19 protein-coding genes are annotated in these 23,523 nt (G+C 63.9%); 11 read left to right on the top strand and 8 right to left on the bottom strand.

Features of this window, described 5'->3' with window-relative positions; all coding sequences use genetic code 11:
• Positions 1 to 44 precede the first annotated feature (44 nt).
• On the bottom strand, positions 45 to 995 hold the full coding sequence (locus IPU70_RS00505) for a GlxA family transcriptional regulator (RefSeq protein WP_207464169.1): 951 nt from the start codon (positions 993 to 995) through the stop codon (positions 45 to 47).
• A gap of 120 nt (positions 996 to 1,115) precedes the next feature.
• On the opposite strand from IPU70_RS00505, the gene IPU70_RS00500 reads away from it, so the two are divergent.
• A complete protein-coding gene (locus IPU70_RS00500) occupies positions 1,116 to 1,709 on the top strand; it encodes a LysE family translocator (protein WP_207464168.1) in 594 nt (197 codons plus the stop codon).
• A gap of 63 nt (positions 1,710 to 1,772) precedes the next feature.
• On the opposite strand, the gene IPU70_RS00495 is transcribed toward IPU70_RS00500, so the two are convergent.
• Positions 1,773 to 2,417, bottom strand: a complete 645-nt coding sequence (locus IPU70_RS00495) for a DUF2239 family protein (protein WP_207464167.1) — start codon at positions 2,415 to 2,417, stop codon at positions 1,773 to 1,775.
• A gap of 192 nt (positions 2,418 to 2,609) precedes the next feature.
• Between IPU70_RS00495 and guaB the strand changes: the two genes are divergently transcribed.
• Positions 2,610 to 4,070: an IMP dehydrogenase gene (gene guaB / locus IPU70_RS00490; RefSeq protein WP_013394369.1), complete on the top strand. Its 1,461-nt coding sequence runs from the start codon at positions 2,610 to 2,612 to the stop codon at positions 4,068 to 4,070.
• A 117-nt stretch (positions 4,071 to 4,187) separates the two neighbouring features.
• Positions 4,188 to 5,780: a glutamine-hydrolyzing GMP synthase gene (gene guaA, locus IPU70_RS00485; protein WP_013394368.1), complete on the top strand. Its 1,593-nt coding sequence runs from the start codon at positions 4,188 to 4,190 to the stop codon at positions 5,778 to 5,780.
• 149 nt (positions 5,781 to 5,929) lie between these two features.
• Here the strand turns inward: guaA and IPU70_RS00480 are convergent, their stop codons facing one another.
• Together IPU70_RS00480 and IPU70_RS00475 are read right to left on the bottom strand one after the other, a co-directional pair.
• Positions 5,930 to 7,615, bottom strand: coding sequence for an amidohydrolase (locus tag IPU70_RS00480; RefSeq protein ID WP_207464595.1), 1,686 nt, complete (start codon positions 7,613 to 7,615; stop codon positions 5,930 to 5,932).
• A 98-nt stretch (positions 7,616 to 7,713) separates the two neighbouring features.
• Positions 7,714 to 8,655 (bottom strand): helix-turn-helix domain-containing protein, encoded by a 942-nt coding sequence (locus IPU70_RS00475; RefSeq protein ID WP_207464166.1) that lies wholly within the window; start codon positions 8,653 to 8,655, stop codon positions 7,714 to 7,716.
• 347 nt (positions 8,656 to 9,002) lie between these two features.
• Between IPU70_RS00475 and IPU70_RS00470 the strand changes: the two genes are divergently transcribed.
• The 3 genes from IPU70_RS00470 (at position 9,003) to IPU70_RS00460 (ending at position 12,571) form a co-directional block, all read left to right on the top strand.
• Positions 9,003 to 9,380: a cupin domain-containing protein gene (locus IPU70_RS00470; RefSeq protein ID WP_207464165.1), complete on the top strand. Its 378-nt coding sequence runs from the start codon at positions 9,003 to 9,005 to the stop codon at positions 9,378 to 9,380.
• Positions 9,381 to 9,469: 89 nt separating this feature from the next.
• Positions 9,470 to 11,176 carry a thiamine pyrophosphate-binding protein gene (locus IPU70_RS00465; protein WP_207464164.1) on the top strand — a complete coding sequence of 569 codons (1,707 nt, stop codon included), beginning with the start codon at positions 9,470 to 9,472 and terminating at the stop codon, positions 11,174 to 11,176.
• Positions 11,177 to 11,203: 27 nt separating this feature from the next.
• Entirely contained in the window at positions 11,204 to 12,571 is a 1,368-nt protein-coding gene (locus IPU70_RS00460; RefSeq protein ID WP_207464163.1) for an aldehyde dehydrogenase family protein, read from the top strand.
• Positions 12,572 to 12,670: 99 nt separating this feature from the next.
• On the opposite strand, the gene IPU70_RS00455 is transcribed toward IPU70_RS00460, so the two are convergent.
• The 3 genes from IPU70_RS00455 to IPU70_RS00445 form a co-directional block, all read right to left on the bottom strand.
• Positions 12,671 to 13,843 (bottom strand): MFS transporter, encoded by a 1,173-nt coding sequence (locus tag IPU70_RS00455; RefSeq protein ID WP_207464162.1) that lies wholly within the window; start codon positions 13,841 to 13,843, stop codon positions 12,671 to 12,673.
• 144 nt (positions 13,844 to 13,987) lie between these two features.
• Complete coding sequence (locus IPU70_RS00450) at positions 13,988 to 14,485, bottom strand: Rid family hydrolase (RefSeq protein ID WP_207464161.1); 498 nt, start codon at positions 14,483 to 14,485, stop codon at positions 13,988 to 13,990.
• A gap of 120 nt (positions 14,486 to 14,605) precedes the next feature.
• Complete coding sequence (locus IPU70_RS00445; RefSeq protein ID WP_207464160.1) at positions 14,606 to 15,187, bottom strand: TetR/AcrR family transcriptional regulator; 582 nt, start codon at positions 15,185 to 15,187, stop codon at positions 14,606 to 14,608.
• Positions 15,188 to 15,393: 206 nt separating this feature from the next.
• On the opposite strand from IPU70_RS00445, the gene IPU70_RS00440 reads away from it, so the two are divergent.
• Together IPU70_RS00440 and IPU70_RS00435 are read left to right on the top strand one after the other, a co-directional pair.
• Positions 15,394 to 16,608: a benzoate/H(+) symporter BenE family transporter gene (locus IPU70_RS00440; protein ID WP_207464159.1), complete on the top strand. Its 1,215-nt coding sequence runs from the start codon at positions 15,394 to 15,396 to the stop codon at positions 16,606 to 16,608.
• Between the two features lie 33 nt (positions 16,609 to 16,641).
• A complete protein-coding gene (locus IPU70_RS00435; protein WP_207464158.1) occupies positions 16,642 to 17,817 on the top strand; it encodes a serine hydrolase in 1,176 nt (391 codons plus the stop codon).
• Positions 17,818 to 17,881: 64 nt separating this feature from the next.
• Here the strand turns inward: IPU70_RS00435 and IPU70_RS00430 are convergent, their stop codons facing one another.
• Complete coding sequence (locus IPU70_RS00430; protein WP_207464157.1) at positions 17,882 to 19,090, bottom strand: MFS transporter; 1,209 nt, start codon at positions 19,088 to 19,090, stop codon at positions 17,882 to 17,884.
• A gap of 427 nt (positions 19,091 to 19,517) precedes the next feature.
• Between IPU70_RS00430 and IPU70_RS00425 the strand changes: the two genes are divergently transcribed.
• The 3 genes from IPU70_RS00425 to IPU70_RS00415 all read left to right on the top strand — a co-directional run bounded on the left by IPU70_RS00425 (position 19,518) and on the right by IPU70_RS00415 (position 23,522).
• Positions 19,518 to 20,030, top strand: coding sequence for a sigma-70 family RNA polymerase sigma factor (locus IPU70_RS00425; RefSeq protein ID WP_207464156.1), 513 nt, complete (start codon positions 19,518 to 19,520; stop codon positions 20,028 to 20,030).
• Positions 20,027 to 21,013, top strand: a complete 987-nt coding sequence (locus tag IPU70_RS00420; protein WP_207464155.1) for a FecR family protein — start codon at positions 20,027 to 20,029, stop codon at positions 21,011 to 21,013. The genes IPU70_RS00425 and IPU70_RS00420 overlap by 4 nt, the downstream gene beginning before the upstream one ends.
• Before the next feature lie 124 nt (positions 21,014 to 21,137).
• Complete coding sequence (locus IPU70_RS00415; protein ID WP_242702239.1) at positions 21,138 to 23,522, top strand: TonB-dependent siderophore receptor; 2,385 nt, start codon at positions 21,138 to 21,140, stop codon at positions 23,520 to 23,522.
• Position 23,523 lies beyond the last annotated feature (1 nt).

The raw sequence follows: 23,523 nt of genomic DNA, 5'->3' as shown, positions 1-23,523 counted from the left end.
CGCGCCCACCGCCCGCATCGCGCACGCGGGCCGGGTGCGGGGCATCAGCGCATCTGGCGCACGCCATGGCCCAGGCGCCGGCGCAGCAGGTTGCGCAGCGTGACGCCGTCGGCATAGCCGACCTGGGCCGCGATCTGCTCCAGCGACAGGCTGCTGGTCTTCAGCAAATGGGCGGCGCGCTCCACGCGCAAATCCTGGAAGAACGACAGCGGGCTCTTGCCCAGCACCTCCTGCGTGCGGCGCGCCAGCGTGCGCTTGCTGGCGCCCAGCGCCTGCGCCGCGGCATCCAGCGAGAATCCTTGCGCAAGGTGCGCGCGCGCCCAGCGCTCGAAGCCCTGCACCAGCGGCTCGGCATGCGTCAGGTGATCCGTGATGACATAGGCGGATTGCGCCGGCCGTTGGTCCACGATCAGATAGCGCGCCACCAATGCCGCCAGTTCGGGACTGGCCTGGCGCACCAGCCACAGCGCCATGTCCATGTGGCTCAAGGCCGCGCCCGCGGTCAGCAGCGACGACGAACGCACCAGCATGTGCTTGTCCTCCAGGTCGACCGCCGGATAGCGCTGCCGGAACAGCGGCGCCAGCCACCAGGTGGTGGTGGCCTTGTGGCCGTCCAGCAGGCCCGATTCGGCCAGCACGAAGGTGCCGATGCAGGCCGCGGCGGTATTCGCGCTGGGGGTGCGTTCGCGCAGCATCTGGCCAGCGTCGCGCACGTCGGCGCGGCCCAGCGCGGGTACCAACGTTTCGGGCATCTTGCAGCCGATGGCCGGGATGACGAGCCAGCCCGGGTCCGACGGGTCCGGACTGCCTGAAACGGGCACGCCAAATCCCTGCGAGGTGCGCACCTTGCGGCGCAAGCCGACCACCCGTGCCTCGAACGGCTGCACGGGGTCAGGCAGCAGTGGCGACAGCTCGTTGGCTGTCGCGAATACGTCCAGGATGGCGGACAGGCCGGTATCGAACACGCCCTCCAGGGCCAGGATCTGGATCTTCATGGCAAGAACGCTATCAAAGATGTCAAAACCGCCAATATTAATAAAGCTGGCCCGGACCCACAATGCCGCTGTCTGATCGTCGGCGCGCAAACCTGCGCCGCGCGCCACCGGAGCCTTGTCTTGTCCTTTGAAAATCTGCTTGCCCTGACAGTGTTCGCCTTTGTGACCTCTGTTTCGCCGGGCCCCAGCAACGTCATGCTGATGACCTCGGGCGCCAACTTCGGCTTCGGCCGGACCTTACCCCAGGTGCTGGGGATCACCGTCGGCTTTACCTCGCTGCTGTTGGGGGTAGGGCTGGGCCTGGGGGCGCTGTTCCAGGCCTGGCCGCCGTTGTCCACGGCACTGAAGATAGGCGGCGCGGCCTACCTGCTGTACCTGGCGTGGCGCATCGCGCTATCGCGTTCGATCAGCACGGGCCAGGCATCGACCAGGCCGCTGACCTTCATGGAATCGGCCTTGTTCCAGTGGATCAACCCCAAGGCGTGGATCGTGGCGCTGGCATCGGTGGCAGTCTATGTTGACGCCGCGGCGCCCTGGGCGTCGCTGGCCTGGATGTGCCTGGTGTTCGCGCTGGTGAACCTGCCCAGTGTTTCGCTGTGGGCCGGCTTCGGCGTGGCGCTGCGCGGATTCCTCGCGCAGCCCGGACGCCTGAAATGGTTCAACATCGTCATGGGAGGGCTACTGGCGCTGACGTTGTGGCCGATGTTGCGTTGATGGCGCGGGGTTCTGGCGGGAAGCGCGCGGCGGGTCCGCGCCGCGCCCAATTCGCGGTTGGGATCACTCCGCGCTACTGTCGCCGGAGCCGTCCCATGCCAGCCCCATGGCATAGCCGCGCACATCCTCGGGCCACGTGGCGATCTGCTGCGCAAAGCGCTCGCGGTCGCCGGCATATAGCGCCCGCGTCGCTTCCTCGAAACCAGATAGATTGCCGCCCATGCTGGACATGAAGCGGTAAGCGGCCTCCTGGCGCTCGCGCCGACGGTCCTGTGCTTCATTATCGCGGCGGGCCTGTTCCACCAGTTTGCGCAAGGCGACGGACGCGCCGCCGGGCTGCGCGCCCAGCCAGTCCCAATGGCGCGGCAGCAGCGTGACTTCACGCGGCACCACGCCCAACTTGGGGCGGCCCCGGCCGCGCGGTTGCGTCTGGTCGGCTGCCACGTCGGCGGGCATTCCGGCGGCCAGGGGCGCCGGCTCGATGCGGGCGCGGTGACGTTCCGCGATGGCGGCGTCGTCGCCTCTCAGATCCAGGTCGACCTGCTTGCCGGACTGGTCGTCGAACACCAGGATGGCGGCGTCGCTGCCCGAGTCCATGGCCCGTTTAACGGCGAGCGCCACCTCGGCCAGAGGGCCAGTGGCAAGCATGCGGTGGCCGGTGAAGGCGGTGTGCGGATCGGTGTGGCTGGGCATGGATAGTTGATTCATTATTTTATCCGGATAAAAATCTAAAACGAATTATGATCCGGGTAAAAATATAAGTCAATATATCCGGGTAAAAACTTTGTGAGATGGCAATCCGCCACTGCCAGGTATAGAAATATCCCCGCCAACCTAGGGACAACACCTAGGCAAAACACCCAAGCGGCGTATAATCTTGCTTTGCGCCCGGAGTTACCCATGCGTCTCGTACAAAAAGCGCTCACCTTCGACGATGTGTTGCTGGTGCCTGCGTATTCCGAGGTCCTGCCTCGCGACACTTCCCTGGCTACGCGCCTCACTCGCAATATCAGCCTGAACATCCCGCTAGTGTCCGCCGCCATGGACACCGTCACCGAATCGCGTCTGGCCATCGCCATGGCGCAAGAGGGCGGCATCGGGATCATCCACAAGAATTTGTCCGCCGACGCCCAGGCGCGTGAAGTCGCCCGCGTCAAGCGCCACGAATTCGGCATCGTGATCGATCCGGTCACCGTCACCCCCCAGATGAAAGTGCGCGACGCCATCGCGTTGCAGCGCCAGCATGGCATCTCGGGCCTGCCGGTGGTCGAAGGGCGCAAGCTGGTCGGCATCGTCACCAACCGCGACCTGCGCTTCGAAGAGAACCTGGACCAGCCCCTGCGCAACATCATGACGCCGCAGGAACGCCTGGTGACCATGAAGGAAGGCGCCACGCTGGAAGAGGCACAGTCCCTGATGCACAAGCACCGCCTGGAGCGCGTGCTGATCGTCAACGACGGCTTTGAACTGCGTGGTCTGGCCACCGTCAAGGACATCGTCAAGAACACCGAACACCCCATGGCCAGCAAGGACGCCCAAGGCCAGCTGCGCGTGGGCGCTGCGGTCGGCGTGGGCGCCGGCACCGAAGAACGCGTGGAAAAACTGGTTGCGGCCGGCGTCGACGTCCTGATCGTCGACACCGCCCACGGCCATTCCAAGGGCGTGCTGGAAGGCGTGCGCTGGGTCAAGCAGAACTACCCCAAGGTTGAAGTCATCGGCGGCAACATCGCCACCGCCGCCGCCGCGCGCGCGCTGGTCGAGTATGGCGCCGACGGCGTCAAGGTCGGCATTGGCCCCGGCTCCATCTGCACCACCCGCATCGTCGCGGGCGTGGGCGTGCCGCAGATCCATGCCATCTCCGAAGTCGCCAAGGCACTGGAAGGCACGGGCGTGCCCCTGATCGCCGACGGCGGCATCCGCTACTCGGGCGACGTCGCCAAGGCCCTGGCCGCCGGCGCTTTCGCCTGCATGATGGGCGGCATGTTCGCCGGCACCGAAGAAGCGCCGGGCGAAGTCGTGCTGTTCCAGGGCCGTTCGTACAAGTCCTACCGCGGCATGGGCAGCCTGGGCGCCATGACGGACGGCTCCGCCGACCGTTACTTCCAGGATCCGTCCAACAACGCCGACAAGCTGGTTCCCGAAGGCATCGAAGGCCGCGTCCCCTACAAGGGCAGCGTGCTGGCCATCATTTACCAACTGGTCGGCGGCATCCGCGCCTCGATGGGCTACTGCGGCTGCGCCACCATCGACGACATGCGCACCAAGACCGAATTCGTGGAGATCACCTCCGCGGGCGTGCGCGAGTCCCACGTGCACGACGTACAGATCACCAAGGAAGCGCCCAACTACCGCGCCGACTGATCCGTACAGTCAACTACAATGTCATGCATCGCGCACCGGCAGAACCGCAAATGAATCAGCGGTTCTGCCGGTGCGGTTTTATTTACTGCGGTTTTATTCTTTACCGGTAGAGTCTCCATGCACCAGCGCATCCTCATTCTCGACTACGGTTCGCAAGTCACCCAGCTGATCGCCCGCCGCGTCCGCGAAGCCGGCGTCTACTCCGAAGTGCACCCCGGCGACGTCGACGACGCCTTCGTGCGCGACCAGATGGCGCAAGGCTTGAAGGGCGTCATCCTGTCCGGCAGCCACGCTTCCGCCTACGAAGAAGGCTCCATGCGCGTGCCGCACGCGGTGTTCGAGCTGGGCGTGCCCGTCCTCGGCATCTGTTACGGCATGCAGTCCATGGCGCAGCAACTGGGCGGCGTGGTCAGCTTTTCCGACCACCGCGAATTCGGCTACGCCGAAGTCCGCGCCCATGGCCACACCAAGCTGCTGGAAGGCCTGGAAGACTTTGCCACGGCAGAAGGCCACGGCATGTTGAAGGTCTGGATGAGCCACGGCGACAAGGTCACCGAGCTGCCCCCGGGCTTCAAGTTGATGGCGTCCACGCCGTCCTGCCCCATCGCCGGCATGGCCGACGAAGACCGCAAGTTCTACGCCGTCCAGTTCCACCCCGAAGTCACGCACACCGTTCAAGGCAAGGCCATGCTGGCCCGCTTCGTCAACGAGATCTGCGGCTGCGAAGGCGACTGGAACATGCCCGACTACGTGGCCGAAGCCGTCGCCCGCATCCGCGAGCAGGTCGGCACGGACGAAGTCATCCTGGGCCTGTCGGGCGGCGTGGATTCCTCGGTAGCCGCGGCGCTGATCCACAAGGCCATCGGCGACCAGCTCACCTGCGTGTTCGTCGACCACGGCCTCTTGCGCCTGGACGAAGGCAAGCAGGTCATGCAGACCTTCGCGGAAAACATGGGCGTGAAGATCATCCACGTCGACGCCACCGCCCAGTTCATGGGCAAATTGGCAGGCGTGGCGGATCCGGAAGCCAAGCGCAAGATCATCGGCCGCGAATTCGTCGAAGTGTTCCAGGAACAAGCCGGCAAACAGCAGAGCGCCAAGTGGCTGGCCCAGGGCACGATCTACCCCGACGTCATCGAATCCGCGGGCGCCAAGACCGGCAAGGCCACCTCCATCAAGTCGCACCACAACGTGGGCGGCCTGCCGGACACGCTGAACCTGCAACTGCTGGAGCCGCTGCGCGAACTGTTCAAGGACGAAGTCCGCGAACTCGGCGTGGCCCTGGGCCTGCCGCCGCAGATGGTCTACCGCCACCCGTTCCCCGGCCCCGGCCTGGGCGTGCGCATCCTGGGTGAAGTGAAGCATGAATATGCCGAACTGCTGCGCCGCGCCGACGCGATCTTCATCGAGGAACTGCGCAACACCAAGGACGAGGCCAGCGGCCTGACCTGGTACGAGCTGACCTCGCAAGCGTTCGCCGTGTTCCTGCCGGTCAAGTCGGTGGGGGTGATGGGCGATGGTCGTACTTATGAGTACGTGGTCGCGCTGCGTGCAGTGCAGACCTTCGACTTCATGACCGCCGATTGGGCGCCGCTGCCGCATCCGCTGCTGGCGCGGGTTTCGTCGCGCATCATCAACGAAGTGCGCGGGATCAATCGCGTCGTGTATGACGTGTCGAGCAAGCCGCCTGCGACGATTGAGTGGGAGTGATCCTGCAGTAGTCTTGCGGTGAATGAAAAAGGCGCTTCGGCGCCTTTTTCTTTTTTGGTCGGGAGCGGGTTGGGGAAATGTAGTCTGACACCAACAGGATTCCCGGCCAGCCTGAGCTGTTTTGCGGGGTTGCCGAATGCGGCCCGCATTCAGAAGGCAGCCGCCCGATAAACCTCCTGGCCGCCCACATAGGTCGCCAGCGCCGTCAGGTCTTTTACTTCGGCGGCCGGGATGTTCAGGTAGTCGGCGGAAAGCACCACGAAATCAGCTAGCTTGCCAGCCTCGATGGATCCCTTGATGGCTGCTTCGTCGGTCAGCGTGGCGTTGTTGATCGTCATCAGCCTGAGCACGGCGTCGCGTGACGATACCGCCTCATCCGCGCCATAGACGCCGTCCGAGATCGTGTCGCGCGTCAGGAAATGGTACACGGCCCAAAACGGATTGACCGGAATGACCGGGGAATCGGTGCCGCCCGCCAGCATGAAACCTTGCTCCAGGTAGGTCTTGAGCGGTGTCACGCGCGCGGCGCGTTCGGCGCCCCAGTAGCGCTTGAGCACGGGCGCGGCAAGATAGAGGTGATCCTGAACGGACAAGCGCAGATTCATGGCGCGGATGCGCGGGTACTGGTCCGGGCGGGTGATGAACGCATGTTCGATGGTCCAGCCGGCGTGGGTGAGATCATGCTCCGCGTTGGCTTTCTCGAACCCCTGGAGCGTCTGGTCGACGCCGGCATCGCCCACCGCATGGACGGCGGTACGCCAACCGGCGCTATTGATTCCCGCGACGTACTCGTCGAAGACCGCTTGCGGAATGGTCTGCAGGCCGTAGTAGGTGCCGCCTTTGCCCATGGCGCCTTCATACGGGCGCGTCATGCGTCCGCCCTCGAACCCGCCGTCCACGCTGATCTTGATGCCCCACACCTTGACCCATTCGTCACCTTCGCCCTGCTTGATGCCCGCATCGACAATGCTGGAGCGGAAGTCGGCAAGGCCGGCGGGGCGGAACAGGATGCTGTAGCGCACTGTCGCCTTGCCGCTGTCGCGTAACTGCTGGAACTGCCGGTAGGCAGCGACAGTCGTGCCAGGGATGCGGATACTGGTGAGGCCGTACTCATTGAGCTTTCGTTGCTGTGCTTCTAGAGTGGCGAGGCTGATGGGTGGCGCCGGCGGCAGCGCGGCCAGCCGCTTGGCGTTGCCGGTGAGTTCGCCGGTCAGGCGGCCGGATGCGGCGCGGGGGATCGATCCCCCCGGCGGCACCGGCGTTGCCGTCGTAATGCCATATTTGGCCAGGGCGGTGTTGTTGAGGAAATAGCTGTGGCCCCCGCGCACGAGAATGATGGGAACGCCGGGGGCCGCGGTTTCCAGTTCGTCGGCGGTGGGCAGCCGCTGTTCCTTGAGTTGGGCTTCGTGCCAATCGCTATTGGAGACCAGCACCTCGCCCGGTGTCGCGGCCTTGGCGGCTTCGGAGACCTTGCCGAGCAACTGCGCCAAGGACCGCGTTGCAGACAGGTCGATTCCCGGGCCCCCTCCGACCGCATGCAGATGCGAGTCGGCCAGGCCGGGAATCACCGTGCGTCCTTTGAGGTCGACGACACGGGTGGTGGGGCCCGCGTGGGACATGACGCTGCCCGTCGTACCCACGGCGATAAACTTGCCGTCCTTGACGGCCAGGGCCTGGGCCACGGAAGAGCGCGCGTCGACCGTGACCACCTTGCCATTGATGAAGACCGAGTCGGCAGTCACCGCGGGCGTGGGCGGGGAGCCTGTGCAGCCGGCAACCGATGCGGCCAGAATGGCTGCTCCCGTGATTCTCCTTGCACAGACTGCATGGGCCATCTTGCTCACGGGCTTCTCCATTCCTGTAGGCATCGATGGCGCAAGTTTCTTACGTCAAATATTTAAGTGTCAAATAAAAAAGTGTGTCTGCGGTTGCGTCATGGCTGCCGGCGGCGCAGTTGACTGGGCGTGGCGCCGTATTTACGCAGGAAGCGGCGGCCGAAGTAGCTGGCGTCCTTGAAGCCGCAGCTGAACGCGATTTCCTGGATCGAGCGGTGACGCTGGTTCAGGTTCAGCAACTGGCATCGGGCGCGTTCCAGGCGTTCGTCTTCTATCCATTTGTGCAGCGTCGTCCCCGTGGCGGCGAATACGCGATGCAGGTAGCGGATGGAGATGCCCACCAACTCGGCGATGCGGCTCGCCGATAGATCCGGATCGGAGAGATGGGCGAGGGCCATCGTCCTGATGCGCCTGATCAGGTGGTCGTGCGAGCGGCCCAACGGGACCGCGGATCCATCCTGGGTTTCCGATTCGGCGACCAGGTCGAGCAACGCGGAGGTGAGCGAATGGCCGATAGGCGGGATCTGGTCGGGCGTCTCCGCTGCCAGGGCCTGCAGCAGGCGGGAGGCCAGCCCGCTGGTGCCGCGTGCGCCGCTGAATACGCGCCCGCACATCGCATCGATGCCGAGGCCGCGCAGCATGAACTCATGCCGGGGAACACGCATGATCAGGCGCCTGGCCGCACTGTTGGCTTCTATCCGGTATGGCAGGGTGCTGTCCACTATCGTGAAATCGCCCCGCAGCAGCGGCATCTCGCGGTCCAGGTGCTTCATGTGCACCCGTCCGTCGAGATGAACGGCAAGCAGAAAATCACTCTGCCGGTCGCGTGCGATGTCTGCCGGGCCGCGCTCGATGCTCACGGAGTCATAGTCGACGAGCGAGTATTCGAGGAAACCGACCTTTCCTTGTTTGATCTTGGCATTGAAACCGTCCGTGGCGGTCCGGCGCACCGAAATTTCCGCGACGCGGCATACGGCGCGTTGGAACACTTCGAAGCGCCTGCCCGGCGTGAGAAGTTCGGTGTCGAGTATGGTCTGCATCTTGTTCGATCCATGGGGCCGCAGGCAGCAAGTCCCGCTCGGGTGTCGCCGCAGCGCGGGCGCGTCAGTTGCAGCAGCGGCAATGGGCACGAGCCAGATTAGCGTTTCCACATCTTGCGGTCCAGCGCGTGCAAGCACGCGCCCCTATCCGACCTTGTGCGTACGTATTGGTTCGGCAGCGCGAAATTCGGCTCCACGTATCCAGTCGCGACGGCGAGTGCACGAAAGTCCGCGAGATCATGCACTTTCTCCAACTCTGTTCCATCCCGGCTTTGCTACCTTGTCCTGATGGGCGCATGAGCCGGTTTGATGCCGGCGCGCGGCCGCGAACCAGGGAGGAAACGGACATGAAATTGATACAGAACATCGACGAAGTCGAAACATCGATGCAAGGCATCGCCCATCGGACGATCGCGTCGCATCGAGACGGCTTGACCGGCCTTTCGGTCTGGCATCAGAAGATTGCGGTGGGCATGGCGACGCCGGACCACTGGCATGAATGCTCGGAAGTGATCGTGTGCGAACAGGGCTGGGGCCGGGTCGAGTCGGATGAGGGCACGCTGCGCTTCTCGGCGGGGATGAGCGTCGCCATTCCTGGCTGTGTGGTTCACCAGATATTCAACGATGGCCAGGACACGCTGGTGATCAGAGGCATACTCGCGGCCTCGCCGGTGGAGGTGTTCCATCCCGACGGGAAACCCTTGCCCTTGCCCTGGATCAGCTGAAGAAGAAATCCTTGGCGGCGTTCCATTGATGCAGCATCCCGCGGCGGCGAAAGCGCGGGCTGATACCGAAACAGGAGAGCAGGGTGAGGATGACATTTGGCGATCGGCTGGTCGACCTTCTACTCGAGGAAAAAGTCGAGATGATTTTTTCCCAGGGGGATCTGAGTATGGTGGAGATCCAGAAATGCGCGCAGCAGAAGGGTATCCGGCTCGTTGGCCCGCGCCATGAGCAGGTGGCGGCCTTCATGGCGTCGGGCTATTACTGCATGACAGGTCGCATGCAGGTGGCCATGGGCGCCATGGGGCCGGGCGTTTCCAACATGCTCTCGTCCGCTGTCTGTGCGGCGCAGGAGAACATTCCTCTCCTGCTGATCGGTTCGCGCAGGCAATCCGCCACCAATCTTGCCGTGCGCCGCAACAGGTGGCTGTATGCGCCGATGCTCGAAATGTTCCGCGTGCCGTGCAAATTCGTGGCGTCCATCGATACGCCCGGCCATCTGGACGACATTGTCAGGGAAGCATTCCGGCAGGCGTGGGCAGGCACTCCGGGGCCCGTGTATCTGGAATTCGACTATTCCATCCAGGACATGGAATGGGATTTTCCGCCCCCGGAAAGTCCGGCGCGTTATCGCGCGCAGCCTCGCGCCGCTGACGCCGCCAGCATGGATAAGGCTTGCGACTTGATACTGAGCGCTCGCAAACCCATCCTGATGGCCGGACCCGCAGTTGTCAGGAACCGCTTGCATGCCAAATTCCGCAAACTGGCCGATCTGGTCGCCGCGCCGGTGCTGACTTCGCTGGGGGGTACCGGAGCGGTTCCCGAGAGCGATGACAGGTACTTGTTCCAGTTCAGCCAGGCGGGCAGAGAGGCGATAGAGAAGTCCGACCTCTTGATCGGGATTGGAACCAATTTCCCTGAAATGGACGGCTACGGGCGTCACGGGCCATTCGCCGCAGGTGCAGGGGCGGACCGCAAGATTCTGGTGCTGGAGACCGATCCCGGAATGGTGGGCGTGAACCGCTGCGCAGATCATGCGGTGGTGGGAGACCTGTCGCTGACTCTGGGGCAGCTTATCGCCGGACTGGAACGGGCAAGGCCGACGCCGGCATGGGCAGAACTATCGCGCTTGCGGGTCGAGTACGTAGCGGAGCGCGAGCGCCTGGCCGCGGCCATTCCCGAATCCGAGCAGATCCATCCGTCCCGGCTCATGCTAGAGGCTCGCAAGGCTGTTCCCGACGACGCCGTCATCGTGTTGGACGGCGGCCTTACCATCCTGCACAAGATGGCGTTCTTCGAGCAGCGCAGCAGCGAATTTCTCTACACTTCCACTTTTTCGCACCTCGGCTCCGGCCTGGGTTATGCGATCGGCGCACAGCTTGCCGCTGGCTCGCGGCGCGTCTGCCTGCTGACGGGCGACGGAGCACTGGGCTTTCATCTGGCGGAGTTCGAAACGCTGGTCCGACACCAGCTTCCCGTGGTGGTCATCGTCAACGACGATCGCGCGCTGGGCGCGGAAATGTCGTCGCACATGCAGCATGTCGGCCATGCCATCGAGGCCACGTTCAGCCCTGTCAGATACGATCAGATCGCGCGCGCCATGGGAGGGCATGGCGAGTACGTCCAGGAAGCGCAGGAGATCGTTCCGGCCGTCCAGCGCGCCTTCTCCGCCGGAAAGCCCGCGTTGGTGCAGGTCGTCACCGACCAGAAAGTCAGCTACATGGACGCTCCGCCCTACGCGGACGCCTTGGCCGGATGGCTGGGGAACGACGCCTTGTCGCCGTCCGGACTTTTCTGATCAAGGGCCCCGACCATGACCACAACCATGGAACACGAACTGTCCGAGGCGTTGGGCAGGCAGAGAAGGTCGTTCTTGAACGCGGGCTATCCGGCTCTCGATGTCCGGCTCGACCGTCTCAGGCGGCTGGCCAACGTGCTGGATCGGAACCGGAAGGAGATCGTGGAAGCGGAGGCGGCCGATTTTGGCGGACGCAGCCGTTTTCTCAGCCATTCCGCGGACATCCTGGGGGGACTGGAAATCATCCGCCACACGTCGGGCCAACTCGGCGATTGGATGAAAACGCAGCCACTGGACGTCGGCGACCCGGATGTCGACGTGCAGCTCAGCTTCGCACCGCTTGGGGTGGTGGGAGCCATGACCCCTTGGAATGGACCGGTCCTCATCAGCTATCTCGCCCTGGTGGGGATATTGGCAGCGGGCAACCGCGCAATGATCAAACTGCCGGAATTGGCTCCCGCGACCTCCAGTCTGCTTGCCAGGGAACTGGGCAGGGAGTTCGACGCCGCTGAAGTCCTGGCTGTACAGGGCGGGGCCGACGTCGCGGCGGCCTTCAGCCGTTTGCAGTTCGACCATCTGCTTTTCACGGGGTCGACTGAAACCGGCAGGAAAGTCATGATGGAAGCGGCGAGGAACCTGGTGCCGGTCACCCTGGAGCTGGGAGGAAAGTGCCCGGTCTTCGTCGGCAGGAGCGCGGACATCGACGTGACTGCCGCGCGCCTGGCGCACGGGAAATTGCTGTTTGCGGGGCAGGTATGCGTGACGCCGGACTATGTGCTGGCGCCGCGGCAGGTGGCGGAGCGCCTGGCCGAAGGGATACTCTCGCACGCGCAACAGCTATATCCCTCGATTGCCGGCAATGACGACTACTCCGCCATAATCAGCGACAGGCATTGCGTCCGCTTGCAGACCCTGGTGGACGATGCCGTGGCGAAAGGCGCGAGCGCGAGGATGCTGCATAGCGCACAAGCGCGCCTGGCGGGATCCCGCCAGTTCCCGTTGACGCTGCTCTTGGAGACGAGCGCCTCGATGGCGGTCATGCGCGAAGAAATCTTCGGCCCCATTCTGCCCGTCATCGGCTGCGACTCCTTCGAGGAGGCGGCCCGATATGCCCGGTCGCTGACGCGTCCTCTCGCGTCCTACTATTTTGGCGATGACCCGGAGGAAATACGCTGGCTGCGGGAGAACTTCCAGGCCGGGTCGCTCACCCTCAACGACGTCGTGTCCCAGCTTTTTCACGAGCAGATTCCGTTCGGCGGGGTCGGCGCCAGCGGCATGGGCCGATATCGTGGGGTTGCTGGATTCAGGACGTTCAGCAACCTGATGCCCGTCGTCACGCAGAATGCCGCGGAAGCCAAGCTTGAGAAGTTCAGGCCGCCGTATCCCGCCGGTTGATGGTCTGGGGCGGAAAGCGGCACCGGGGAATCCGGTGAGCCGCTGTGCACCTCTGGCCCGCGTGCGCCGCCTTGCCGCAACGGTCGCGCTCAAGAAGCGTTACCGGCCTGCCACCAACGTACGCTCCACGCGCGTTTTTCGCCCTAGATAAGGCAACAAACTGAGCAATCCCAGCATGGCCAATGCGGCTCCAACCCACAGCGGCGAACGCACCCCATAACCCGCCGCGATGCCCAGGCCGCCGATCCACGCGCCAACCCCCAGCCCGATATTGATCACCGAAGTATGGACGGTATTGACCAACGCGCCCGGATGCGCAGTCTGCATGACGCGCGCAATCATCGCGGGATTCATGGGTACGCCGACCAGGCCGATCACGATCAACGCACCCAGGCTGAGAATCTGGTTGCCAGCAAACACCGCGAACAACGCCAAGGTTGCGCCCAGCACGATCAAGCCGCCAGCCATGATGGGCATGGCGTGTTTGTCCGCATAGCGCCCGACGACCATATTTCCCAGCACGTTGGCCGCGCCGTAGACGCCCAGCAGCCAGGGAATTGAGGATGCGGCGAAGCCCGTCACCTCGGTCAGGATCGGGGCGAAGTAGCTGAAGGCTGCAAACGTCGCACCGATGATCAAGCCGCTGGTGGCGAAAGCCGCCCACAGGTGCCGGTTTTTGAACTCAGCCAGTTCCGCGGCCAGGCTGGCCGTTGCCGATGCCTTGGCAGACGGCACCAGGATCGTGATCACCCCTGCACACAGCACGGCAAGCGCAACCACCAGCCAAAAACTGGCGCGCCAACCCAGATGCTGGTCGATGACCGTGGCGATGGGAACACCCAGTACCGTTGCCAGCATCAAGCCTCCGATCACGATGGACGCCGCCCGGCCGCGCGACTGCATGGCCACGATCTCGGCGCAGATCGCCAGCGATACCCCAAAGCACGCGGAGCCTGCTACCCCCGTGGCGACCCGGGCGAACGCCATGACTTCGTAGCTGGTCGCGGATGCGGCGACCGACTGCGCGATTGCGTAGAAGCCCAGCAACCAGAGCAAGGCCTTCTTGTTGGGTACGCGCAGCTTGATCAGGCCTACCGTGAGCAAGGGGCCGCCGACGACCATGCCGATGGCATACAGCGAGATGAGGTAGCCAATCTGCGTCACCGAAACGCCGAAGGCCTGCGTCAGCGACGCCATCATGCCCGCCACCATGAACTCGGAGGTGGTCAGCGAGAAGATCGTTAATCCCAGGATGTAAACCGCTAAAGGCATGGGGAAACTCCTAAAAGTTTATTGATCAGTACATAATTGACCCAAAAGAACCGGCCAGGGGCCGGTGATTATTTTTGGGGTAGCCGGCGGCTCGTTGGGTTCAGCAGCGGGACGATGGGAACACGATCCCGCGTGCGTGCGCCGTCATCGGGTAGGGGACTCGGCGCCAATCGCGCGGTTGAGCGGTGCAAAGGCCACCGCCTTGATCTCTACCAGCCCGCCATCGGGGTTCAAATCAGCAACTTCCAGTTCCACTGCGGCAGGATACGGAGCGAAGAAGAACTCATCGCGGACCCGTCCGATGGCGGCCAACTGGCCAGCCTTGTCCAGTTCCAGGCGGCCGCTGCCGAATACATGGAACATCTGCAGCTCGATCACATCTTCCATCTGCGCGTCGCAAGCCAAGAGCAGGCGCTCGATCTGTCTGAACACGTCGCGCAGTTCATCGCAAAACGCAGTTGCGCTCATTGGCTCGGTTGTTCTATTGCAAGCCACAATGCCCGAGAGGTACACAAAGTCGCCTGCGCGGCGCGCGGGTGCATAGTGAAACTGCGCAACGTCTGACTCCAGGGAGGCGGGAATCACGACTGCTCCCGTTTTGGTTGCTACGAGCCGGACGTCTGTGCTTGCAGGGTGGTTCATATAGGCGATTCCAGGTTAATAGTGTACTGATCAGTAAACAAAAGAGGGAAAAAAATAGGCCTGAGCCTGTGGTTCGTGGTGATTCAAAGGAGGGGATCTATCGCGCTTTGGCGCTGTTGTTCACAGGCCTGCCAAGGTACCTTCCAGCACATCCTGCAGAAACGCCCGATCCGGCATCGATTGCCCCAGGATGCGCAGTCCGTAGTAGCTGGCAAGGAACGCGCGCGTCATTTCCAACGCGAGCCGGTCACCAGACAGTTCGCCATTACGTTGGCCGACGGCGATGACGTGGCAGATTGTCGCTTCCAGCTTGTTGACATAGCTTCGGTTGATCCGGTCGATGACCGGGTCTTTGCTGCTGCGCTCCATGACCGAAAAAAGCGCCATGCAACTACGGCGCTGGCTTGGGTCCAGATCGCCGTCAACGCCCCATTGCAGCAGCGCCCGCAATCTATCCTTGGCGCTGCCAGGGCCGTTGAGGATTTCCGTTTGCGCCTGGAGTCCCAGCTCCTGATAGCGGCGCAGGGCTTGTTCATAGAGGTTCTGTTTGCTGCCGAAGGCATGGTAGAGGCTGCCGCGCCCCAAGCCTGTGCGCTCGCATAACTCCTGCGTTGAGCTGGCCTCGTATCCATTGGTCCAGAAAACGTCCATGGCGGCGTCTATGACGGCAGTGTCGTCGTACTCCTTGGGCCTTCCACTCATGATCGTTGTCCTTCGCCGCTGTTCACGCGTCGGATTATAGGTATTATTTTACTGAATGGTAAACAACTATTTTTTTATCTCCGGACGACGAGCAGCAGGACGGCAAGTCCTTGGCCATCGCTTGGCGCCTGCAATTTCGTTCAAGACGGAGCGGTGCTGGACTCGGTAAAAAGCATCTCCGCCAGTGGCAAGGACATCCATCTGAAATGGCTCACTCCAATCGTTCCCGAACTGCCCGATCGCCTTTCGTTCATCTCCCGGTTGCCGAGCTGACAAACGCCTTTGTGGCGTTCCTGTTCGCTGCCTCGGCGCCGGTGACGATTATCATGAGCGCGGGCGCGAAAGGGGGGCTCAGTCAATCCGACATCGCGTCATGGATCTTCGCGGCCTTCTCCATCAACGGCATCTTGACCGTGGCCATGTCTGCGATCTACCGGCAGCCCCTGGCGTTTTTCTGGACGATCCCTGGCACCGTGCTGGTCGCCAGCGCGCTCCAGCACCTGACTTTCGCCGAGGTCATCGGCGCCTACCTCATTACGGCCATCCTGATCCTTGCCCTGGGGCTGACCGGATGGGTCAAGCTTGTGATGGATCGTCTGCCATTGCCTATCATCATGGGCATGGTCGCCGGCGTGTTCCTGAACTTCGGTCTGGACTGGATACGGTCGTTTGCCTCGGACCCGTGGCTTGCCGCGGCCATGACGGTGACTTTCTTCGTGCTTTCGGCTTTTCCTGCCGTTCAGAAGCGGTTCCCGCCCATGGTCGGGGTATTGATCGTTGGCATTGTGTCGCTGGCGATTGCGGGCGAGGCGCCGAGCATTGAAGGCGTGACGGTGGCCAATGCGCTGGCGCAGCCCAATCTCTATGTGCCCGCCTTCTCCTGGCCCGCGATTCTCGAATTGGTCGTGCCGCTTACGGTGACCGTGGTGGCGGTCTACACACCACAAGGCGTGTCCCTGCTGAGAAATGCGGGTCATAGCCCGCCCGTCAATGCGATTACCAATGCCTGCGGCATTTTCTCGGCCATCACCGCGCTTTTCGGTTGCGTATCGACATGCCTGACCGGGCCCTCGAGCGCCATCCTCGCATCGGGCGAATGCAGAAGCCGTCACTGGCTCGCGGGCATCTTCCTGGGGATCCTGGCGATTCTGTTCGGAGCGTTTTCCCCGATTGTGACCCAGGCCATGCTGGCTACGCCCACGACGTTTCTTGCTTCGCTTGCCGGCCTTGCGCTGTTGCGCATCTTGCAGGGGGCCTTCCAAACATCCTTTAGCCAGAAATTCTCGCTTGGGGCATTGGTCGCATTTCTGGTGACGCTGGGCAGCCCCGCACTGTTTGGTATCGGCGCGCCGTTCTGGGGGATCGTCTTTGGCGTCATCGCAAGCTTGATGCTGGAGCGCCCGGACTGGGCCCGCTCTTGAAACGGTTGCGCGGGCGTCGCGCGATCCTGTCCGATGGACAAGTACAACAATGGAGAAACTATGGGCGATATTGACGCAGCTTTGGCAGACGCGAGCACGCTTTATCCTGGCGCCGTTGTGGCGCGCTTCAGCGGGAAGTCGCCAAGCCGCATTGCCGTGGCCGGGCACGTCGATATGGAGCGTTCAGCTGCGCTGGCGCCTGATGCCATTTTCCGTATTTCGTCCATGACCAAGCCGATCACGGCGGTCGCGCTCATGATGTTGATCGAAAGACTCGATATCGAGCTGACCGAGCCCGTGGCCAAGTGGTTGCCCGAGCTCGGCAAGCCCAAGGTACTGGTCGATTTGCATGGCGACCTGGATCGAACGGTCCCGGCGAAGCGCGAGATCACCATCGAGGACATCCTGACGTCCCGGCTCGGTACCGGCATCGTGCCCGCCGCTCCGGGCAGCACGCCGATCCAGCGGGAAATCGCGCGCCAACAACTGGTGGGCTTTGATGCCCCCCGGCCTGCCTCGGCCATGGGGCCGGATGAGTGGCTTCGCAGGCTCGGCGCCTTGCCGCTATTGGCCCATCCCGGCGACCAGTGGTTTTACTCGGTCGCGTCCAATGTGCAGGGAGTGCTGATCGCCCGGCTCTCAGGCATGGCATTGTCTGAGTTCCTGAGTGCGCAGGTGTTCGAACCCTTGGATATGAAGGACACCGGCTTTTACGTCCAACCCGGGCAGTTGCCCCGCCTCACGCCCGCCTATTCCAGCGACCTCCGGCTTGCCGACGGACCGAGAGAGGGGAGCGCTTGGGCGCAGCCCCCCGCATTTGAAGGCGGCGAAGGCGGTTTGGTGTCAACGGCGGCCGACTACCTGGCCTTTGTACGCATGCTGCATGCCGAGGGGGAAACGCCCAAAGGCCGGCTGCTGGGCAAGACTTGGATCAGGCGTATGCTGACCGACCAGCTTACTGCCGGACAGCGCGCCGGCGCAGCCGGGTTTCTCGATGGCCGCGGCTGGGGTTACGGCGTTTCGGTCGACGCAGGGCGGTCCCTCACGGACGGCTTGCAAGGAACCGCGGGCTGGTCAGGCGGGCTCGGCACCTCGTGGCTCAGCGACCTTTCCCGCGATCGGGCGGTAGTGGTCATGTGCGCGAGGGCGCTTGATGCGCCTGCGGTCTATGCGGATCATCAGGCGCTTCAGCAGGCAGCGCTTCGCTAGGGTCCGCGATGCATTCCTACTGGCTCCAGCCCCGCCCGAGGGTTGGGCCGGGAAAATGCTTGCATCACTTCGATTCATGAGGCGTCGACCTCGTCAAAATCGATAGCAACAACGCAGCCGCTGCCAGGGCCGCGGCAATAAAGCCCAGATTGATCGCCCCGATCCATTCGATTCCAAGCCCGCCGATCGATCCGGACAGTGCAATGGCGAGATAGAGGATGGCCTGGTTGAGCGAGATGAGGACGGCCGCGGCATCGGGTTTGAGCGAGATCAAGCGATGCTGTTGCGGCGCCGTGATGGCAAAGGCTGCGATTCCATAGAACGCAATCATTGCGAACGCCGCGGGCAGGCTTTGCGTCGCCAGCGGCAAGACCAGCATGGCGGCAATCAACCAAAGCAGGGCAAGGGTTACCACTTTCGGGCCGCCTATGCGGTCCGCAAGCATCCCGGCGCCCAGGTTTCCGATCGTCCCTACAATGCCCAGGGTAGTCATGAGCCCCGCCAGGTAGAAGCTGTTCGCCTGGGTAGCCGATTCAAAGATGATGCCGATGTAGGTGTACGGCATGTAGATCGCGGTGAACGCCAAGAGCGTTACGCCGAGCACGGCAAGAATCTGGGGCTCCAACAGGAGCCGGAATTGCTGGCGCAGTCCATGGACGGCGGTAACGGCCAGCGTTGCCGGAATGGCGCGGAAGACGCCGATGACGCCGATCGCGGCCAGGCCCGTTGCCAGCCACATGGTCGATCGCCAGCCGAACACCCCGCCGAAGGCGGTACCCAAGGGCGCGCCCAATGCGGTCGCCGCGGTAAAGCCGCTGACCACCAGCGCGATGGCCTTGCCCCGATGCTCCGGCGAGACCATGGCGGCGGCGGTCACGGTGGCTGTGGGAACGAACATGCCCACGCCCAGCGCGGCCACGACCTGCCCAAGCAGGACTTGCAGGTAAGAGGGCGCCAGCGCCGTCCAGGCACTGCCCAGGAGATACACCGCCGATGCGGCAACCAGGACTGTCCTGCGTTGCCAGCGCACCGTCGCGGTCGTCAGGATCGGGCCTGCGATCGCGCAGGTCAGCGCGAAAATCGTGATGACCTGGCCGGCGACGGAGGGGGAGATTTCAAGCGAGCGACTGAGCAGCGGCAGCAGACCCGCCAGCACGAACTCGCCGGTTCCGACGACAAAAACGCCGAAGGCGAGCATGGAAACGGCGAGCCACTGGTTTCTTGCCGCCGAACCGCGAGTCCCGCCTGAGGACGGTAATGTGGAGTTGAGCATGACTAGTCCTTCTGGCGCTGCGACGTGGGCGCCGCGCCAAGTTTGTGATTTCTTGTGTGGGTTGTAGCGAAGCGCCGGGCTGGTAGCGGGGCGGCTCCGGTGGTCTTGTTCCCGTCTGTTGTCGGCGGTTTCCGCACCGACCCGCAGTTGAGTTCCGGCTTGCCTTAAATATATACGGTCGTACGTATATATGTCAAAGCCCGATGCACGGTACAGCTCCAGTGCTTTGGCTCACTCAAGGTTCTGACCACGGAGAAGGCGGAGGCCAAGGATCCAGCCTTGTGCTGCCCGCCTGGGCTGGCGCACGGCGCTGCGGCCACATCCCTGATGCCGGCAAGGATGCAACTCGGATGTAGTTCTGGTCCGCTAAATAGATAATGGTTATCATTACCGATTATTGTCCGAGTCAACATTGCGGGAGACGTCCATGTCCGGCGTAGCGGGGTTACGAGAGCGCACAGCGGTACTGTATGCCGAGCACCATTCGTGGCTCGCGCGCTGGCTGCGCTATCGCACCGCGAACGCCGACTGCGCCGCCGACCTGGCACACGATACGTTCATGCGGGTGCTGGCCGCCAAGGAAATCCCGCCGTTGGCCGAGCCGCGTGCCTTTCTTGCCACCATTGCCCGCCGGCTGCTGTCCAACCACCATCGGCGCGAAATCATCGAACGCGCCTATCTCGATGCCTTGGCCAATTTGCCCGAGCGCGTCGAACCCAGCCCTGAGTCGCGCCACATCGTCATTGAAACCCTGCTGGCCATCGATCGCGCGCTCGATACCTTGCCCGCGAAGGTGCGCGAGGCGTTCCTGCTGGCGCAGCTCGAGGGGCTCAGGCATGAGGATATTGCGGCGCGGCTGGGGGTGACGACCCGCACCGTGAGCAACTACATGGTGCGCGCGGTCCAGACCTGCTTCTTCGCCCAGGACGGTCTTGCGTGAAGCGGGCGAGCGCTACGCCCGTTGCCTACGCTGGGGGACTGCCGCTAGCGCCACACGTGGCCGAGCAGGCGTCGCGCTGGTACGTGCTGTTGACGAGCGGCGCCGAGACCGCGCAAGACAGGCAGGCCTGGGAACGCTGGCGCCAGGCCGATCCCGATCATGAGCGGGCCTGGGTGCATTTGATGCGCGCCGACGGCCGGATGCGCGAACTGGGGGGCAGTCCCGCCTATCAGGCGCTGACGGGCGACCGCCGCAAGGGCCGCCGCGCGCTCATCGCCATGCTGGGGCTGGTCACCTGTACCGGCGGCCTGGTCTGGACGGCCGACCGCAAGCGCTGGGTACGGATCTCGCCCGACTACGTGGCGGGAGTAGGGGAGCAGCGCACGGTCATGCTGGACGATGGCACCGAGGTCCTGCTCAATACCGACAGTGCGATCGACGTGCGGTATGACGGACGGACGCGCCGCCTGCGCCTGCGCCGTGGCGAAATCCAGATCCGCACCGGGCATGCGGCCGGCTATGCCGGCATGCCGTTCCGCGTCGACACGCCCGCTGGAGGCGTGCGCGCGCTGGGAACGCGCTTCATGGTGCGCCTGGATGGCGAGCAGACCCGCGTGGCGCTGCTCGAAGGGCACGTGGAGATCGAGCCGGCGGCGGGCGGCAGCCGGCTGCTGTTGCAACCGGGACAGGCCACCCGCTACGGCGCCAGCAGTATCGAGCCCGTCCGTCCGGTGGCGCTGGCCGACACGGCGTGGATCAATGCCGAACTGGCGGCCGATGACATGCCGCTGGACCGGTTCCTGGCCGAACTGAGCCGCTACCGGCACGGGTTGATTTCCTGTGATGCGCCGGCGGCGAAGTTGCGGATCTCTGGATTGTTTCCCTTGAACGACACCGACAGGGCGCTACAGGCGGTGGCCCGCCTGCTGCCTGTCACGGTGACCCGGCGTAGCCCTTATTGGGTGCGCGTTTCGGCTCGGTAACAGCTCAACTTCTCCATTTTCCCGGATCCCGGGAGAATTTTTTCGTCGATAACTTTCCGGTTTCCGGCTTTGGCGTGTCCTTTCAATCAAGAGGACTCAATTGCACGGGAAACAACTGGAATCCATGGTTATCGGAGCAGCCGATCGACGTCGCGTACGCGCGCCCCACGCCATGGCGGGGCGGCAGCTGTGCGCGCGGATGATGCTCCTGGGCGCGCTCATGGCCATGCCGTTGGCCGGGGCGCAGTCCGACCAGCAGGCGGCCGCCACGCGCAGCTTTCACGTTGCGCCGGGGCCGCTGACCCAGGTGCTCCAGCAGATTGCCAGCCAGGCGCGCGTGCTGGTCTATTTCGATCCCGCTGTCACGCGCGACCTGAGCAGCAACGGCCTGGATGGCACCTACGCGCCTGCGGTTGCCTTCGAGGCGGTATTGAGCGGCCACGGCCTGGAAGTCTACGAAGACCTGCCGGGAAGTTTCCGCGTCCGTCGGATCTGGATGCCCGCGGTGTCGATCCTGCCGGTCACACAGGTCGAGGGCACGGTCCGGAGCTTCACGCAGCTCGAGGATCGCGCCGCCACCAAGACGCTGGCGCCTCTGGTCTCGGTGCCGCAGTCGGTGTCGGTGGTGACTTCCGCCGAGATGCAGGCGCGAGGGGTCCGTTCGGTCACGCAGGCGCTGCAATACACGCCGGGCGTGCAGATCGACAACTACGGCGGTACCGAGGTCCGCAACGACTGGGTCGTGCTGCGCGGCTTCGATGCCAAGCTGACCGGGGATTATCGCGACGGCCTGAGCCAGATGCCCTACGACCAGATCCGGGCGCGGGTGCCGGCCTATGCGCTGGAACAGATCGAGGTCGTGCGCGGGCCGGTGTCGGCGCTGTATGGACAGACCGCTCCGGGCGGTATCGTCAACCGCGTCACCAAACGTCCTGCCGAGACGCCGTTGCGCGAAGCGGCGCTGCAGTTCGGGTCATTCGAGCACAAACAGGCCTACCTGGACCTGGGCGGCCCTTTCAACGAGGGCCGACAGGCCCGCTTCCGTCTGACCGCGACAGCCAGGGAATCAGGTACGCAGGACAAGTACGACAGCGGCCATCGTTACCGGGACAACCTCGCCTACGTGGCTCCTGCCTTTGGCTGGCGCGACGCGGACACCTCGTTCACCTTGCTGATGCACTACCAGCATGATCGCAACGACGGCGAATCGCGCGCCTACTACCCTACGCGGGTGTTGGTGGGCGACTACGGCTACGACCGCAACGACCGCGATTTCTTCAGTCTGGGATACCAGCTCGAGCATCGCCTCAACGCCCGTTGGCGGATACGCCAGAATGCGCGCTACCAGCGCGGTGACATGCTGCTGCGCAATCTATACGCCGGAGCGCTCGCCAGCGACGGCCGTACGCTGGCGCGCGCGCAACTCCAGGCACGGGAGCGCGCCGAAGGGCTGGCGTTGGACAGCCAGATCGAAGGCGACCTCGAAGGGGGCGGGCTGCGCCATACGGTGCTGGCCGGGCTGGATGTCAGGCGCTTGTCGGGCCGTCAGCATTATCAGCAGGCGGCCGCGCCCAGTCTGGACCTGCTGGACCCGCGCTATGGGCAGGACATCGCGCTGCCGCCCGGCGCGCGGTCGATCATCAAGGTGCGGCAGGTCAGCGAGCAGTGGGGACTCTATCTCCAGGACCTGATGCAGGCGGGGGACTGGACCGTACTGCTTGGCCTGCGGCGGGACGGCTATCGCGACGTGACCGATAACCGGCTTGCCGAGACTCGCACGCGTGGCAGCGGCGATGTCTACACATGGCGGGCGGGTGCGTCGTATGCGGCGGGGGCGGGTCTCGCACCCTACGTGGGGTATGCGACCTCGTTCGTGCCGCAGGCGGGCGCCTCCTACGACGGCAAGCCATTCGATCCGTCCCGCGCCGAGCAGTTCGAAGTGGGCGTGAAGTTCCAGCCGCCGCAATCGCAAAGCCTGTACACGCTGGCCTTGTTCGACCTGCGGCAGCGCAACGTGCTGAGCGCCGATCCCGATCCGGCGCATCCTGGCTTCAGCGTCACGACCGGCCGCGTGCGCGCGCGCGGCGTCGAATTCGAGGCCAAGGTCAATCTGGCGCGAGGCTGGGATGCGCTGGCCGCCTACACCTTCAACGATGTGAAGAATCTGCAGGCCGACGACGGCACGGCGGGAAGGATGCCTATCGTGACGCCGCGCCAGATGGCGTCCCTCTGGCTGAACCATTCGCTTGATGGATGGTGGGCGGGATGGAGCGCGGGCGTTGGAGTGCGCCATATCGGCTCTACCTACGTGGACGCCGCCAATACGATGAAGAACCACGCCGCCACCCTTGTGGACGCCGCGCTCGCGTACGACGCAGGCGCGTGGCGCCTGTCGCTGGATGCCAGCAATGTGTTCAACCGGCAGACCGTGGTCTGTCGGGGAGATCGCAGCAATTGCCGCTATGGCGTGGACCGCACGGTATTCGCCACAGTCACTTACCGATATTGAT

Source organism: Achromobacter sp. SD115 (assembly GCF_017355315.1).
Taxonomy (GTDB): Bacteria; Pseudomonadota; Gammaproteobacteria; order Burkholderiales; family Burkholderiaceae_B; genus Achromobacter; species Achromobacter xylosoxidans_B.
This window is presented reverse-complemented; position numbering and strand designations above follow the sequence as displayed.